Below are 15,682 nucleotides of genomic sequence, written 5' to 3'. Positions count from 1 at the left end.
ACAGTAAAGGAATATTTTAAATGAAGCTTTTTTTGTGAGCATATATACAGATCCCTATCTTCTTTCCCTTCTGGAAAAAGTATATCCGATCCTCCATTCAAGATAGTCTGCAATGTGCAGGTCATACGCATTGATCCCAAAAGAAGCAAAGAGGCGATCTGTGATCTGGTACTGTAATCCTATTTTTTGAAAAAAAGCAGGGCTGTCGTATTTACGTTCTTTCTTAAACAGATAATAACCCGCTCCTACATTCACATTCAATTTACCGATGATCAACCTGTAAGAAGGAATTACACTAAACAATAACTGATCATGTGAAAAACGTTTTTGCTGGTAAAGTGTACTATCAGCCACATACATGGTGTGGTTGTACTGTTCGTCATGAGTAATGCCCACTCCAAGTCCATACGCCGACTTAGAAGAATATTGATGCATATAAAAAGCTTCTACCCCATAAACGGAATAATTAAAACCTTCATAAAGTTTTTTCAATTCCTCACGTTGCCCGCCCCTGTAAAAAATATTTTTCCTCCCTCCGAAAGCCGAAACTTCAAGGGTGTTATATTTCTTTGTGTTAAATGAAATTGAATCATTGGTTCGTGGAACTGCTCTTTCGGGATAATAGACAAGGCTGATCTGTGGAGCAAAAGTATTCAATCCTTTGTTCGGAAACTTTAATGACCCGTTCGAAAGATGATTGAATTTCAGATTCAGTCCGATGTCAAAATGACGACCGAGTTCATAATAAATTCCCGTACCCAAACTGATGAACATATTCGTTCTGGATCCTAAAGACGTGTTGTAATATCCATGATCTTCATCGAATGGATTTGAATTAAAAGCAATTCCAAAATCTACATGGTGATACCACTTCAGTTTTCCCCATTGTCCGAGTTTCGCGTTGTAGACACCATATATTCCAAATGGTGATCCCATCTCTTTATTATCAAGAAAATCGAAAGCAAAGAATCCAATACCATATTGGGGATAATTATACTGTTTTTCCCAATGTTTATTACCTGCGGTTTGTTTGAGAATCTGAACAGAATAACCGGTATAATTAGTATTCTTGTATCCTTTTAACGGTTCGTTAGTCCGTAGAATATTACCATATTCGAATCCGCCAGACAGAACGAATGAAGATGGTCTTGGTATTTCATTTTCCTGCGAATAGCAGCAAGCAGAAATAAGGCCGGATACAATCAGGTAGAAATGCCTTAAAAACATCAGTTTACTTTAAGATTGGCAAATCTAAGTATTCATTTGGTATAAATTAATAATATTATTAACTAAATTTAAATTTATTGTTAAAATAAAAAAGCAACCTCGTAAGAAGTTGCTTTTTATTTTTTGAAAATCTTGTAGACTATTTTCTTAAACCTAGTTCAGCAATAATTGCTCTGTATCTTTCGATATCTTTATTTTTAAGGTAATCTAGTAAACTTTTTCTTTTACCTACTAATTTCACCAAAGATCTTTCCGTTGCAAAATCGTGACGGTTCACCTTTAAGTGTTGAGATAAGTGATTGATTCTGTAAGTGAAAAGAGCTACTTGCCCTTCAGCACTTCCTGTGTCCTGTGCAGATTTCCCGTGTTTTGAGAAAATTTCCTGCTTTTTTTCTGTTGTTAAGTACATTCCAATATTGTTTAATGATTATTATGTAACGGGTGCAAAAGTACGACTAATTTTTAATCCGGCAAAACATTATTGATTTCATATATCAAAATTGATAGAAAAAAATGTTAAAAATTTCTTAATAAAATGTATGCCATCCCATTAAAAGAGAGTAATTTTGCAAACGAAGACAAATGAGAAAAACTTTACTTTTTACTACGGTTTCCATTTTTTTATTGATCAGTATTTCAGTGAAAGCACAAAAGGGTGCTTCTTCTGAGGACAGGATAAAAAAGGTTTTATACTTCAATCCCGAGGTAGAGCCTGATATTGATGAAATAAAAGAACCTACCAATCATGCATTTTTCAGTGCTGTTTCAGATAATTTAAGCGGCTATAAAAAGAATAAAATGCTGCGTACCGAAATCCAGATTCCCTTTGACAGCGTGGATGCACAGACGATTGCTGATTACTGCATCAACAATGATGCTGATTTTGCCGTTGTTCCGAAAGTTAAATACTTTAAAGTGGGAATTGGAAAGTATGTGTTCTCCAACCAGGTTGTTGTGAGTATGAAACTTTTTGATGCAACCGGCAACCTTATTACGGAATCCGACTATGATACCTATAGGAAAAATATGCGTCTTCTGGGTTCTGCAGAGAATTCTATAAAAATCGGAACAAACGGAGCTATAAAAGCGATTCTTAGGAAACTAAGAAAAATAAAACCTTCCTCAGAAGCAGGATTCTAACAATTCTATTTTTTTTCATAATTCATTACATATCACAATTTTAATAAATTTTGATAAAAATTTTTAAAATTATTTGTGAATAATTCAAATATTTTTGTTAATTTAGTCATAAACTAAAAATTAACACACCATGAAATACTTCAATAAATCTACATAAAGAGGGCAAATATGTTTTAATACATTGCCTTATTCATCTATCGAGCATTTCATCTTGTTAATCTTATAAAATTTTAATTATAGAAAATAAATCTCTTCATTTTTTAAATTCATTATTACACCTGCGATATTCGCAGGTGTTTTTTTTATCCTTAACAAACTCTGCCTCAATAGATAAAAAAAATATTCAACAGACAAATAACTCTACAATAATGTGAATAATAAATGATTTTTTATTAAATTAGTCATTCATTAAAACCTACATACTATGAAAAATTTAAAAAAATTAGACCGACAGGAACAAAAGGCAATTAAAGGTGGAGGCCTTATAAGATGCAACGATCATTCGCAATGCTTTGGAGGATGGTGTTGCAATGGCACATGTGTTATCGATGCATGCTTAGAATTTTAATATCATTAATCATCGAATGTATAATTTAAACACTATTTACTATGAAAAATCTTAAAAAACTCAACAGACAGGAACAAAAAGCAATTAACGGAGGAGCTCTTAAAAGATGTACAGACCATTCCCAATGTTTTGGAGCATGGTGCTGCAATAACATATGCGTACCAACTGCATGCATTGAGGCTTAACTGAAACAAACTAAAATTAAAACTGCTATGAAAAATCTTAAAAAACTAAACCGGAATCAACAAAAGGAAATAAAAGGTGCTGGTCCGATAACCAAATGTAAGAACTCGTCACAGTGTGGCTTCGGGGAGTGCTGCTCCGGCGGAATGTGTATTGCTTCCGATATACCGAACTGTGAACCTATAGAATAAAATACAGAGTATGAAATTTAAAATTTCACCGGACATCCGCAATAAGCGGATGTTTTTTTATTGATAAAATGTCATAGCCATTCAATACAGGTGTAAAACTTTAATAAATCCTTAATTTTGTCACATCATTGGTCAATTTTAAAAAATTGAATTATTTTTGCATATCCTAAAATCTCACGCTTTGAATTATACTGACGAACTTATCTTAAATCCTGCCGATATTGCCGAAACTCTTAGCAACCTTCCTGCTGATGAAAGGCTCCTGGCGTTTTTAAAGGTTCCTAAAGAATACAAAGCAGAGGTTTTCTCCCATCTTGATCCTGATTTCCAGGAGGAAACGATCAGAAGTATCGGTAGTGATGAAGTTTCAGAGATCCTGAATGCGATGACTCCGGATGACAGGACTGCCCTGTTTGAAGATTTTCCTGATGAGCTTATTAAGTATTCAATCAATCATCTTAACCCACAGGAAAGGAGGATTGCATTAAAGCTTTTAGGATACCATTCCGACTCCATTGCCCGTCTGATGACTCCGTATTACATCCAGATCCGTAAGGAATGGACTGTGAAGAAATGTTTACAGCAGATCAAGAAAGTAGGAAAAAGGGTGGAAACAATGAACCATCTGTATGTAGTAGATGAAAGAAACCGCCTCATTGACGATTTAGCGCTTGGTAGTCTATTACTGGCAGAAGAAGATACTCTTGTTTCGGAATTAACGGATAACCACTTTGTTGCCATTACCACAATGACCTCAAAAGAGGATGCAGTTACCTATTTCGAAAAATATGACCGCACCGCACTTCCCATTATCACGGAATCAGGAGTCCTTGTAGGGATTGTAACCATCGATGACATCCTTGACCAGATCGAACAGCAGAACACCGAAGATATCCAGAAATTCGGGGGTCTTGAAGCCCTTGATTTACCATACACCCAGACTTCCCTCATCGAAATGGTCAAAAAAAGAGGAATGTGGCTGATCATATTATTCTTTTCCGAAATGCTTACTGCCTCGGCAATGGGATATTTCGAGGATGAAATTCAAAAAGCCGTTGTACTGGCATTATTTGTCCCATTAATTATCTCCAGTGGTGGAAACTCCGGCTCACAGGCTGCAACGCTTATCATCCGGGCGATGGCACTTCAGGAAATCGGATTAAAAGACTGGTGGTATGTAATGAGGAAAGAAATCTTTACCGGGTTGTTCCTCGGAGGAATACTTGGCCTTATCGGATTTTTAAGGATCATGATCTGGCATGAAGCCGGGTTCTTCAGCTATGGTGCCCATTGGGTATATGTAGGTTTAAGCGTAGCCGTTTCCCTGGTATTGATTGTGCTTTGGGGAACCCTTTCCGGTTCGATGGTTCCATTCATTCTAAAAAAATTAAAACTCGACCCTGCAACGTCATCTGCTCCTTTTGTAGCTACCCTAGTGGATGTTACAGGATTAATAATTTACTTTTCCGTAGCCGGACTTTTCTTAACCGGTAAACTTTTATAGCGAAAACGTACCTAAAATAAAAAAAGCTTCATAATATGAAGCTTTCTTATCTTTAGTCATAAATACCATCTTTAAAATCTGGTAACTGTGTGTACTTTGAAGGGTTTTCAGTCTCTGTCGACTGAACGACAACAGCTGGATTAAAGTGATATTGATTAAAAATATCCATTGTTGGTATCCATCTTAATGTACTTCCTTCCCTAAAATATATCTTTCCATTATTTGGATTTTGCATCAGCCCGTTATCTAGAAAAATCGGAGTTCTTACTTCAGTTTGAGTAGTAGAAATTAAACTGCTGATAGATGGAAGATCAAATTTAAAACTTTTATTAATAAAGAGCCCATCCCATGTAGCTTGATTATCAATATGTCTCCATTTTCCCATAAATTTAATGTAATACAAAGTATGCCCATTATCGTTTACCCTTGCAAAATCACCATTATAAGCAATAAATGGAGAGGGAGGAGCACTCTTTGATTCTAACTCTATCTTTGATGATTGAATTTTACTATTTTTTTTAATGTCTGTATTATTTACTAATACTTCGTCATCACTGGAACATGAAGTAATTAGAAGCATAGTAGTCAAAAGAATTAATGTTTTTCTCATAAATTAAATTAGTTAAGAGACCAAATATAGAGATTTATAAAAAATATTACACTACAAAATGAATTAAATAGTAAAAAATCCTTTATCAATAGATAAAACAGAGATTTTATCTAAAAATAAAACAATAAATAATGAATTATTAATATTTTTATCATCAGGAAAACTTTTGTAATTTTAGGCAAAGTCTAAAAATGAAAGTTATTTCTCTGGTACCCTCTATTACGGAGGCTCTATTTGATTTGGGTTTAACTGAAGATGAGATTATCGGAAGAACAAAATTCTGTATTCATCCCAAAGACAAAATCAAAAACGTTCCCGTTATCGGTGGAACAAAAAATCTGAATATCGAAAAGATTAAAGGCCTGCAACCAGACCTTATCCTTGCCAATAAAGAAGAAAACATCAAAGAACAGGTAGAAGCTTTGATGGAAGATTTCAAAGTGGTTGTAACCAACGTTGAAACTATTGAAGACAATTATTATCTACTGAAAACTCTGGGCAATATCTTTCAAAAAGAAGAAAGGGCTAAAGCCTATAATCTAAAGATCTACGAGGTTTTAAATCAGACTAAAATCAGCTCTAAGATCAAGGCTGCCTATCTCATCTGGAAAAACCCTTATATGACAGTAGGTGCGGATACTTTTATTCACAGGATCTTGACGGAAATAGGTTTTGAAAACAGCTTTAAAGATAAAACCCGCTATCCGGAGGTAACCATTCAGGACCTGGCAGATACAGACCTGATCATGCTTTCTTCAGAACCTTTCCCTTTTAAAGAAAAACATATTGCAGAATTAAAGGAATATTACCCTGATAAAAAAATAATCATCGTAGATGGAGAAGCTTTCTCCTGGTATGGGACCCATATTGCAAAATGTGGAAACTACTTTAAGGAACTGGTGGCTGAAATTGATTTATAAAATGCCATAGAGTACAGTTATCCTAAACCATGATTTCAGACATAAAATAAAAAACTCCGGCTTGACTTCCGGAGTTATATTTTTATAGATGTTGATCAATTAAAGGATCTTTGAAACTTCATTACAAAGCCATTCCAATAATTCGCGGTCTTCACTGGTAAACGGATCTATTGTGTGGGAATCGATATCTATCTGCCCTACATTTTCACCATTTTTAAAGATAGGAACCACAATTTCTGCCTTTGTATCTATCGAACAGCTTAAATAATTAGATTCCTGATGAACGTCAGGAACCACAAACGTTTCATTGGAAACAGCAACCTGTCCGCAAATTCCTTTCCCATAAGGGATGATGGTGTGATCTGTCTCTGCTCCTACATAAGGACCCAATATCAATTCTTCTTTGTCTCCATTTTTAAAATAGAAACCTGTCCAGTTGAAATAGGAGATCTCCTGATCCAACAGATGGCAAACTTTCTGGAGTTTTTCTTCTGTATTATGTTTTGGACTTTCAAGAATAGAAGAAAGTCTTTTCTTTAATTCTGACATTATATTATTGTTTTAAGAAAATTGTTTGAAGGAAAGCTCTTCTTTATAACCGAACATTCCACGCTCTTTGATCATTTCTGCAACTCCTTCCGGAACCTGAGTTTCCCAGCCTTTGATATTGCAGGCGATTTTTCTCAATATTTCTCTGGAGTATATTTCCAGGAATTCCGGATTATAGTTTTCAATATCTACGATACGGTTATTGAGTTTGAAATATTTATAGAGCTCTTTTAAGTTTTCCTCTACTTTTAGCGTTGATGAATCTAACAACTCATGAGTTTCAGGATCCTTATACGGATATAAGTAAACCCTCATTCCGTTACGGAAAAATTTACCAAAAGCTTCCAGGATTCCTCCTGAAAGATTCTTATAGTATTTCTCGTCAAACACCATCAACAGGTTATTTACCCCCATCGCAACTCCTATATTTCCGCTTGTATATGAGGCAAAATAATCGATCAATCGGTAATATTCGGAGAAGTTCGATACAATTACGGTATATCCTAATTTACCGAGGATATCCACCCTGTCCATAAAGTCTCTTTCATCGATATCACCATCAGCACGAAGGTTGGAAATGGTAATTTCAATCAGGATTTCCGTTTGTTCTTCCGTACAGGCAGCATCCTTCATAAATAGATCAATACCGTTTTGCAGCATATCAATATTCACTTTGGTCACCGGCCTGAAACTTCCTCTTACCGCAAAGATATTCTTCTTGTATAAAATATCTGCAGGAAGCATGTTATTACCCTGGCTATTAAAAATAACGGCATCCGTCATATTGTTTTTCACCAACTGTAAAGACATCAGCCTGTTATCCACATAATCAAACGCCGGCCCGCTGAAATCTATCATATCAATTTCCAGATTGTCGGTCGCTATGTCATCATATAATGACTCGATTAAGGTTCGTGGATTATCATAATATGTAAAAGCTCCAAAGATCAGATTTACTCCTAAATTTCCAAGAGTCTCCTGCTGTAATGTAGCATCATTCTCTTTAAACTTTACGTGGATAACGATTTCGTTATAACCTTCGTTTTCTTTTACCTGAAAACGGATTCCTACCCAACCGTGACCTTTAAGCGTTTTATCAAAATTGATGGTTGTTACCGTATTGGCATAGGAAAAAAATTTTCTGTTCGGGCTGTTTTCCCTGGAAATCCTTTCTTCGATCAAGGCAACTTCATAGCGAAGCATTTTACGAAGTCTGTTCTGAGTTACATACCTGTTTTTAGCTTCTTTTCCATAGATCGCATCACTAAAATCTTTGTCATAAGCAGACATCGCCTTAGCGATTGTACCCGAAGCGCCTCCTGCTCTAAAAAAATGCCGAACAGTCTCCTGCCCTGCTCCAATTTCCGCGAAAGTACCATAAATAGTAGGATCTAGATTAATTGTTAATGCTTTTTGTTTAGGAGTTAGTTTCTGATACATTAGGACATTAAATTTTTTGTAAATTTACCAAAATTAATACCAACCTCAAAACAAAATGAAGTTGAAATTTTTAGGAACAGGTACTTCCCAGGGTGTACCCGTTATTGGCTGCACATGTGAGGTCTGCACTTCGGATAATCCCAAAGACAGCCGCTTACGATCTTCCGTAATGATCACTACAGAAGAAAACCGAAAAATACTCATCGACTGCGGCCCGGATTTCAGGCAGCAGATGTTGGTGAACCACGAAACGACGGTAGATATCGCTTTAATTACGCACGAACATAATGACCACATCATCGGCCTTGATGATATGCGGCCCCTTATCTTCAAAAGCGGCCAGAATATGCCCATATACTGCAATGAAAGAGTAGGAAACGAAATTAAAAACCGTTTTCCTTATGCCTTTGCGGATGTAAGATATCCGGGAGCTCCGGCCTTTGATCTGCACGAAATAAAAAACCAGCCTTTTACCATTCTTGATACGTTGATTACTCCTATTGAAGTCATGCATCATCAGATCGCTATTTTTGGATATAAATTCAAGAAGCTTGCCTATATCACAGATGCAAGCTTTATTTCCGATGTAGAAAAGGAAAAGCTGAAAGATCTTGATGTTTTAATCTTAAATGCGATCAGAAAATTTGATCCCCATCCTGCCCATTTTATAGTTCCGGACACGATAAAGCTGTTTGAAGAGCTTCAACCCAAACAATTATTCCTTACCCATATCAGTCATCATTTAGGATTGCATGATGTTGAAGATAAATTACTTCCGCCCGGAATGCACCTGGCTTACGATGGCCTCGAATTAAATTTTTAAAGAAAAATTGATAAAAAGTTTTCAGATTGTAAGAAAAGTTTCTATATTTGCACACCAATTTAAAGCAAGCCCAGGTGGCGGAATTGGTAGACGCGCTGGTCTCAAACACCAGTTCTTAGGAGTACCGGTTCGATCCCGGTCCTGGGTACAAGACCGGAAAGAGGTGATAATTCACTTTTCTTCCGGTTTTTTTCAGTCCCTAACTCATTGTTTATCTGGTATATATAAGAGAGTAAAACATTAGGTCGGGTGGTTCGATAATGATTTTTTGAAAATTGCAATTTTTGGGGAAATATCGAACCAATTATCTTGCGTTTCACGTCAATATCCCCGTCAGTATAGACTTTCGCAAGATCTACCAGGTTCGATAATGCTTGGTCTAGTAGTTTTAAAAAATCTATTTTTTTATTATCTTTTCCTTTAGTTAATTTAGCTTCAAGCTTTTCAATTTGCCCTTTACATTCGGTTTTAATTTCAAAAAAATCTTCATCATCAATTACCCCTTCCATCAGTTTATTTCTTGCCTGTTTCAACCTGCCGTTTAAATGATCTATCTCTAATAGAATTGCTTTTCTTTCCTTTTGGGGATTATTAATTAATTTTTCAAAATTTTGTTTCAATACCTTTTTTAAATAGTTTTTTATAGATGCGCGCATTTCCAATGACTGCAATAGCTCTAAAAATTTTGAATTAATAATCTCAGATTTGTACCGGTATGAACACGGAGACTGGCAATGGTAGTAATAATATTTATTTCCAGAACGTCCCGTAGATGCACTACCGGTGATCAAATGACCACAATCCGGACAAACTAGAAAACCTCTTAATGGTAAATTATCGTCAGACAATACTTTTACATTTGGTCTGGCTGGATTCACATTTGCATCCATTATACATTGAACTTTTTCGAATAGTTCTTCACTAATAAGAGGTTCATGAATACTTTTAACAAAATGAGCCTCCTCTTCATTGAATTGCTCCACGTAAATTTTCCCACAATATGCGGTATTGCGTAAACTTGCAAGAAAGGCACTTATCTTAACTGATTTCCCTTCCTTTCTGTTCATCATATCCATTATCTGGCTCGCTGAATATACGCCTTTTGACATTTCATAAAATGCCCATCTCATGTTAGAAGCTTCTGGTTCCTTCAGAGTTACATACTTTTTTCCGTTCTCCGTTATTTTGTTAGCATAACCGTAAGGCGCCCTTCCCATTAATCTTCCTTCTTTTTTAGCGCGGCGCATTCCATAATAAGTATTCAAAGCGCGCCTGTCGTTTTCGACTTCTGGCGCAGCAAGATATATAGCCAACATCATTTTATTTTCTGGAATTGAAAGATCTAAAGGCTGCTCAATGGCCTGCGGTTCTACGTTAATTTTCCTAAGTATATTAATCATTTGATAGGCATCTCCGGCGTTCCTGCTGAAGCGATCCCATTTTGTAAAAAGCAGTAGATTCGTTTTCGAGCTTTTTTTCTTTAGCGTATCCAGTAATTTAATCCACTCTGGCCTGTTAAAAGTCTTGGCTGAGTAATCTTCATAAATGATTTGACCCACCTGAATGCTATTATTTTCACAGTACCGTTTCAATCGCTCCTCCTGATCTCTTTGTGAGTATCCCTTATCTGCTTGCTCATCAGTTGACACACGGATATATAAATCGGCTTTTTTCATATATAAATCTTAGAAAATATTATTGTTCTAAAAAACGCTTTATAGTAATTGTTGATAGCATTTTTAGAAATTCTACAATCAGTTCCGCTTCCGCTATAGTTAGCTCAATTTTTTCCTCTTCTTTAAAAATTTTAATAATCTCATCAATGCTAATATTTTTAATTTCAAGTTTCCTTGCCATGACCGATATCTTTTAAATAAAAATATCCGGCGTAATTAATCACAATTAATTGAGGCACTTACTTGCAACACTTGGCTGAGAAGTGCAAATTAATCTTAACATAAAAACTATAGTTTTATCGTACTTTTAACGTTTACTCAAAAGATACTGCCGAAAGCAGTATTCCATACAAACGCATTAGCACAGGCTCCCTCCCAACCGTAAGTCTGCATTAGCAACAGAATCCATAATTTTGTTTATTATTTTAAAGTGGCAACAAGATTTGTTGCGAAGAAATTCATCATTCTTAGATTCAACTAAAATACAAATAATCAGTTGAATGTTAAAATTGTACAGTATAAATCTAATTATACCTTGTAAAATTTGCAAGTACAGACCAAAAAACAGTATTATCGTCTTTCTGTACAGTCGTATAAAAACCTTTTTAGCCTTAATTTGAATTCAAGGGCTTATGAACTCAATTATCCAATTTGCTTTTTAAGTTCCTCCTTACTTGGAAGGATCGCCTTATACTCTTTTGCAAAAATAGTATTGTTGTTTTCTTGAAGTGTAAACTCGATCACTGTTTTGTTCTCTTCTTTGCAAAGAATAATTCCAATGGTAGGGTTCTCTTCTTCCAACTTCACTTTTCTGTCATAATAATTGACATACATCTGCATTTGCCCAATATCCTGATGGGTCAGCTTTCCAATTTTTAAATCAAAAAGTACGAAGCACTTCAATAAACGATTGTAAAACACTAAATCTACAAAGAAACTGTCGCCCTCGAATGTAAATCTGCGTTGCCGCCCTTCAAAGAGAAAGCCCTTTCCTAATTCCAGCATAAAATGCTCTAATTTATTGATGATCCCAGTTTCCAAATCACTTTCGGAATAGCGATTATCTTCTTTTAGATCTAAGAATTCCAAAACATAGTGACTTTTTAAAACATCGGTCGGTTTTTCTATGATCTGTCCTTTCTGGGCTAACTTCTTCACTTCTTTCTCGTTCCTGCTTAATGCCAACCTTTCATATATAGCTGAATTAAATTGTCTTGTAAGCTCTCTAACACTCCAGTTATTCTGGCTCGCCTCTATTTCATAGAAATTTCTCTCATCTGAGTTTTCGATCTTCATTAATTGAATGTAGTGAGACCACGATAATGAGAAAAAAGAATTACGAGACACTGATTCATAAATTACAGCCTCAGCAGAATTACGAGACACTGTTTCGTATTTTTCAGAAATCCTATTTTGATACATTAAATAAAACTTTCTCATCCACTGCAAATTATCTACTGAATAGCCTCTGCCGAATTCTTTTGTCAACTGTTTACTTAGATTTTTCAAGGTTTCTTTTGCATACTCTGCTCTGTCCTTTCCGTCCTGCTCATTCTCAATGATTACCTTACCTATTTCAAAATAAGTCAATAACATGGCTGTATTGATATTTCGAACAATACTGCTTTTAGCATTTTCGATTAACTGCTTTATTGAAATGAAAAGATGTGATGACAATTGACTCATACTTACAAATTTAAAATTATTTCTTTATTAAATATCGCTATTATATGGTGGTAAATATGCCATTTTAAGGATATTAAAAAAAAAATTGCTGCATTTGGCTGTATGCGGCAGTACTTGTCTTTGTAAGATAAAAAACACAAAGTAAAAAACTACGTACAACTTCATTAATAATTAAGATTTTCACTATCTAAAATTAAATTTATATCTATTAAATCTGTAAACTATTTTCCATAATAAACCGGTAAAAAGGCAGCTAAGGTATTGTTGCCAGCCAACGCTTTTCCAGCCAAAAGACTACGGCATAAACGGTTTCCTCCCTAAAGGTACCCTCCAATTATTCCGTTTCCTTTTGGTTTTTATTCTTTGTCAACACTTCATATCTGCTTTCTTTTTTCCGGTTTTTCTTTTGAAAAATATTCTGTGACGCCTGAAAGACTTTAGGAATAAGCTGGAGAAGAGATGGAAAACAAATCTAAAATATAATAGGTACGGGAAACTCAAGTCTCTGCCGTACAAGAGCAATCACATGGATTTTAATATTGTCAATGAAATAAAATTAATCTACTCACGAAAAGGAAACTCTGAGAAATTAATAAGCTGTTCACGTGATGCCGTTGATGTATTTCGTCACTACTTTGACCCTGATGAAATAGATTATAGAGAATCGTTCTTTGCATTATATCTAAATCAGGCAAACAAAGTTTTAGGGATAAAGAAAATATCCGAATCAGGAATTACCTCAACGATAGTTGATCTAAGAATTATTATGCAAGCAGCCCTATTGTGCAATGCGACTGCCATTATAGTAGCACATAATCACCCATCAGGAAATTTAAAACCCTCACCGGAAGACTTAAAAATCACTCTGAGCATAAAAAATGCATCAGAATTTTTAAATATTAAATTATTAGATCATTGTATTCTAACTTCAACAGATTATATGTCGTTTGCCGATGAAGGACATCTTTGAATAAGTTTTACAATTACTAGAGTAAGCGACAATCCTTCATTGTCGCTTATTTAAAATTCGGCGAAAAGACAATCCCTTCCTTTGGTCGGAAAAGTCTTTTCGCATATTATAAGGAGTAACCCTATTGAAAAAATTAGCTTACATCAATTTTCTCAAAAAAGGTTACACAGACATAGTAAAGTTATATCAGATAACCATAGATCTAAAACAAAAGGCTATTTCATCAGAAATAGCCTGAAATTTTAAATGATGCTTTCTTATAAAGTTCCTACACTTTGAGGATTAAACTGGAAATTTACGGCCTGCTTATTACTCATATTATCCGAAATCCAAATATCAAAACTTTGAGAGACTGAAGATTCGGAAGTATAGTATAATCTGAATTCCTTTTTACTTACCGGATAGAAATCATTAGGAACAAAGGATGGATTGTCAAATAACCGCAAACTTCCGACTCCTTCAGATTGAAAATACCGTAGCGAGTAAGTAGTACCCGCATAATTTCCACTCGGTATAATACGACATCTGATCTCTACAGTTTCACCTTTAGAAATGTATTTCTGAACAGGCATCACCTCTACCTCAAAAGGAAAATTCTGCTGAATTTCCAAAGTATCCTTCTCACATGATTGTATAAGTAATAAGATCATCACTGGAATGATGAAACACCCTAGCAATAATTTAAATTTATGATTAAGTATATTTTGCATTTTATATTATTTTTAAAAATTACATCTTATTCCAACACCAAATAGGGCTTGTAACTGCGCCGTCTGACTATTTTTCAAATAGCGAAGTTGCCCGTTGACCAGGAAAACCAAATTTGGTGTCAGATAGCTTTCGATGGACAACTTACCATTTACCCCATAAATAAAGTGATCTGTTTCGGTAAGCATTGAACCGTCATATAGCAATTCATTGCCTTTATTAACCTGTTCATATCCTGCCAGAACACCAATTCCCATATTAAGATTAACATTTCGCATGAAGTCGCCCCATACGTAAAAACTGTAGCCTCCGTTAAACAGAAACATTTCTATCGGGATATTGTAGTTGGTATACTCATAATATTTTCTGCTATATTCTGCCAGCCCAAACAAATAATTCCCGTTCTTTCCATAAGAAATAAGCCCTGCTGTTAAAACATAATTTTGTTTTTCGGGAGAACTAGGAAATACAGAATAGGATATTTCAAATCCTTTTTGCTTCGGAATCATCTGCTGTGCAAATGACCTTGAACTCATTGTTAAAATGAAAACCACTGCTATCAATAACCTGTTCATCTTAGTTGGTTGGTTTTAAAATTTAAACTATTGATCAGTTTCGCGTTGATCAGTTCCCTATTCTCAAGCTGAATTTTTTGATGTCGTCCTCCGTTTCTTTCAAGAACTTCAATCTCCAAAACCTGATCCTCTAGCAAAGTAAATTGCTCCAGTAAATAAACTCCTATAACATTGGAATGGCGAATTGCAGTCAAAGAAGGAGAGTAAACTCTGATTGGCTCCAATAACTTATCTTGAATAACAGTTCTCTTTAAGTTCTTCTTATCAACGATCTTAAAGTTGACGATTTCAATTTCGTAAGCGACGTTGCTGCTGTTATCAATCTGTAAGGTAAAGTAGAATTTATTGTCATTCACGTGTAATGCACGGACAGAAAACTGAATACCGAAGCTCTTTGACGCAATATGTTTAATGGTCTTCCGGCTCTTTCGATACAGGTTTTCCATAATCAGTTCTGTAAGTGATGACGAGCTTCCTTTGAGATCTTCAAAAAGTACATCGGTTGAATATTCCCTTTCAATGCTTCTTCGCATTTTTACAAGATCGTAACTGAGGACATCAGGATATGCGCTATAAAAGACATCGAAACTGTAAAATTTTCCATCTTCTGTAATGACAGAAAAATTGGTTTCCTCTTCAAAATCCCTGACAGCCGACTTAACCCGAAGAACATTTCCGATGGGTTCAGCTTTATTAGCAACCAAAAGATCGCTTCCCAGATCGACGTATCTTATTGAGGAAGGAAAAATCACATGCGTGGTTTTACTGTAAGTCACCTGCATCCTGAAAGCTTCCAGCTTTGCCCCTTCCAATGAAACATAGGTCATCACGGAATCCTGACCAAATGCTCTGCTTATAAACAGCAGAAACAGAATAATGAGAATATAATGGCTCTTTTGTGTATTCATTTTT

The 15,682-nt window shown here is 35.3% G+C and carries 19 protein-coding genes and 1 tRNA gene; 9 read left to right on the top strand and 11 right to left on the bottom strand.

Annotated features, from left to right (window positions below; genetic code table 11):
- Positions 1-54 precede the first annotated feature (54 nt).
- Entirely contained in the window at positions 55-1,227 is a 1,173-nt protein-coding gene (locus ACNFU2_RS20445; RefSeq protein ID WP_273647271.1) for an acyloxyacyl hydrolase, read from the bottom strand.
- Between the two features lie 139 nt (positions 1,228-1,366).
- On the bottom strand, positions 1,367-1,636 hold the full coding sequence (gene rpsO, locus ACNFU2_RS20440; RefSeq protein WP_418122967.1) for a 30S ribosomal protein S15: 270 nt from the start codon (positions 1,634-1,636) through the stop codon (positions 1,367-1,369).
- 173 nt (positions 1,637-1,809) lie between these two features.
- Here rpsO and ACNFU2_RS20435 point away from each other — a divergent pair, with 173 nt between their 5' ends.
- From ACNFU2_RS20435 to mgtE, 5 genes are all read left to right on the top strand, one after another.
- Positions 1,810-2,367: a pyruvate decarboxylase gene (locus ACNFU2_RS20435; protein ID WP_273647270.1), complete on the top strand. Its 558-nt coding sequence runs from the start codon at positions 1,810-1,812 to the stop codon at positions 2,365-2,367.
- A gap of 424 nt (positions 2,368-2,791) precedes the next feature.
- Positions 2,792-2,935: a bacteriocin-like protein gene (locus ACNFU2_RS20430; RefSeq protein ID WP_407933710.1), complete on the top strand. Its 144-nt coding sequence runs from the start codon at positions 2,792-2,794 to the stop codon at positions 2,933-2,935.
- A gap of 41 nt (positions 2,936-2,976) precedes the next feature.
- Positions 2,977-3,120, top strand: a complete 144-nt coding sequence (locus ACNFU2_RS20425) for a bacteriocin-like protein (RefSeq protein WP_172276895.1) — start codon at positions 2,977-2,979, stop codon at positions 3,118-3,120.
- A gap of 27 nt (positions 3,121-3,147) precedes the next feature.
- Positions 3,148-3,309 carry a bacteriocin-like protein gene (locus ACNFU2_RS20420; protein ID WP_407933709.1) on the top strand — a complete coding sequence of 54 codons (162 nt, stop codon included), beginning with the start codon at positions 3,148-3,150 and terminating at the stop codon, positions 3,307-3,309.
- A 181-nt stretch (positions 3,310-3,490) separates the two neighbouring features.
- Positions 3,491-4,813, top strand: coding sequence for a magnesium transporter (gene mgtE, locus ACNFU2_RS20415; protein WP_172276892.1), 1,323 nt, complete (start codon positions 3,491-3,493; stop codon positions 4,811-4,813).
- A 52-nt stretch (positions 4,814-4,865) separates the two neighbouring features.
- Here mgtE and ACNFU2_RS20410 read toward each other — a convergent pair whose 3' ends face one another.
- The gene (locus ACNFU2_RS20410; RefSeq protein WP_273647269.1) at positions 4,866-5,423 is read right to left on the bottom strand and encodes a hypothetical protein; all 558 of its coding nucleotides are present in this window, start codon (positions 5,421-5,423) and stop codon (positions 4,866-4,868) included.
- A 191-nt stretch (positions 5,424-5,614) separates the two neighbouring features.
- Here ACNFU2_RS20410 and ACNFU2_RS20405 point away from each other — a divergent pair, with 191 nt between their 5' ends.
- Positions 5,615-6,343: an ABC transporter substrate-binding protein gene (locus ACNFU2_RS20405; RefSeq protein ID WP_273647268.1), complete on the top strand. Its 729-nt coding sequence runs from the start codon at positions 5,615-5,617 to the stop codon at positions 6,341-6,343.
- Between the two features lie 99 nt (positions 6,344-6,442).
- Here ACNFU2_RS20405 and ACNFU2_RS20400 read toward each other — a convergent pair whose 3' ends face one another.
- The gene (locus ACNFU2_RS20400) at positions 6,443-6,892 is read right to left on the bottom strand and encodes a GAF domain-containing protein (protein WP_172276886.1); all 450 of its coding nucleotides are present in this window, start codon (positions 6,890-6,892) and stop codon (positions 6,443-6,445) included.
- Positions 6,893-6,904: 12 nt separating this feature from the next.
- On the bottom strand, positions 6,905-8,332 hold the full coding sequence (locus ACNFU2_RS20395; RefSeq protein ID WP_172276883.1) for a TonB-dependent receptor: 1,428 nt from the start codon (positions 8,330-8,332) through the stop codon (positions 6,905-6,907).
- A gap of 55 nt (positions 8,333-8,387) precedes the next feature.
- Between ACNFU2_RS20395 and ACNFU2_RS20390 the strand changes: the two genes are divergently transcribed.
- Positions 8,388-9,155, top strand: coding sequence for an MBL fold metallo-hydrolase (locus tag ACNFU2_RS20390; protein WP_273647265.1), 768 nt, complete (start codon positions 8,388-8,390; stop codon positions 9,153-9,155).
- A gap of 68 nt (positions 9,156-9,223) precedes the next feature.
- Positions 9,224-9,303, top strand: a tRNA-Leu gene (locus ACNFU2_RS20385).
- Here the strand turns inward: ACNFU2_RS20385 and ACNFU2_RS20380 are convergent.
- From ACNFU2_RS20380 to ACNFU2_RS20370, 3 genes are all read right to left on the bottom strand, one after another.
- A complete protein-coding gene (locus tag ACNFU2_RS20380; RefSeq protein WP_418124924.1) occupies positions 9,257-10,831 on the bottom strand; it encodes a recombinase family protein in 1,575 nt (524 codons plus the stop codon). The two genes, ACNFU2_RS20385 and ACNFU2_RS20380, sit on opposite strands and share 47 nt — an antisense overlap.
- A 19-nt stretch (positions 10,832-10,850) precedes the next feature.
- Entirely contained in the window at positions 10,851-11,012 is a 162-nt protein-coding gene (locus tag ACNFU2_RS20375) for a hypothetical protein (protein WP_418122961.1), read from the bottom strand.
- Positions 11,013-11,473: 461 nt separating this feature from the next.
- Positions 11,474-12,517 (bottom strand): PDDEXK nuclease domain-containing protein, encoded by a 1,044-nt coding sequence (locus tag ACNFU2_RS20370; RefSeq protein ID WP_418122959.1) that lies wholly within the window; start codon positions 12,515-12,517, stop codon positions 11,474-11,476.
- Positions 12,518-13,043: 526 nt separating this feature from the next.
- On the opposite strand from ACNFU2_RS20370, the gene ACNFU2_RS20365 reads away from it, so the two are divergent.
- On the top strand, positions 13,044-13,487 hold the full coding sequence (locus ACNFU2_RS20365; protein ID WP_418122957.1) for a JAB domain-containing protein: 444 nt from the start codon (positions 13,044-13,046) through the stop codon (positions 13,485-13,487).
- Between the two features lie 257 nt (positions 13,488-13,744).
- Here the strand turns inward: ACNFU2_RS20365 and ACNFU2_RS20360 are convergent, their stop codons facing one another.
- From ACNFU2_RS20360 to traN, 3 genes are read right to left on the bottom strand one after another with little or no spacing between them, the layout of a single operon-like run.
- Complete coding sequence (locus ACNFU2_RS20360) at positions 13,745-14,197, bottom strand: DUF3872 domain-containing protein (protein WP_418122955.1); 453 nt, start codon at positions 14,195-14,197, stop codon at positions 13,745-13,747.
- 12 nt (positions 14,198-14,209) lie between these two features.
- Complete coding sequence (locus ACNFU2_RS20355; protein ID WP_418122953.1) at positions 14,210-14,731, bottom strand: conjugal transfer protein TraO; 522 nt, start codon at positions 14,729-14,731, stop codon at positions 14,210-14,212.
- Positions 14,732-14,766: 35 nt separating this feature from the next.
- Positions 14,767-15,678, bottom strand: a complete 912-nt coding sequence (traN, locus tag ACNFU2_RS20350; RefSeq protein ID WP_418122951.1) for a conjugative transposon protein TraN — start codon at positions 15,676-15,678, stop codon at positions 14,767-14,769.
- Between the last annotated feature and the right edge of the window lie 4 nt (positions 15,679-15,682).

This window comes from Chryseobacterium sp. PTM-20240506, assembly GCF_048296755.1.
GTDB lineage: Bacteria > Bacteroidota > Bacteroidia > Flavobacteriales > Weeksellaceae > Chryseobacterium > Chryseobacterium proteolyticum.
The sequence above is the reverse complement of the archived record's forward strand: the minus strand, read 5'-3'. Positions and strand labels throughout refer to the sequence as shown.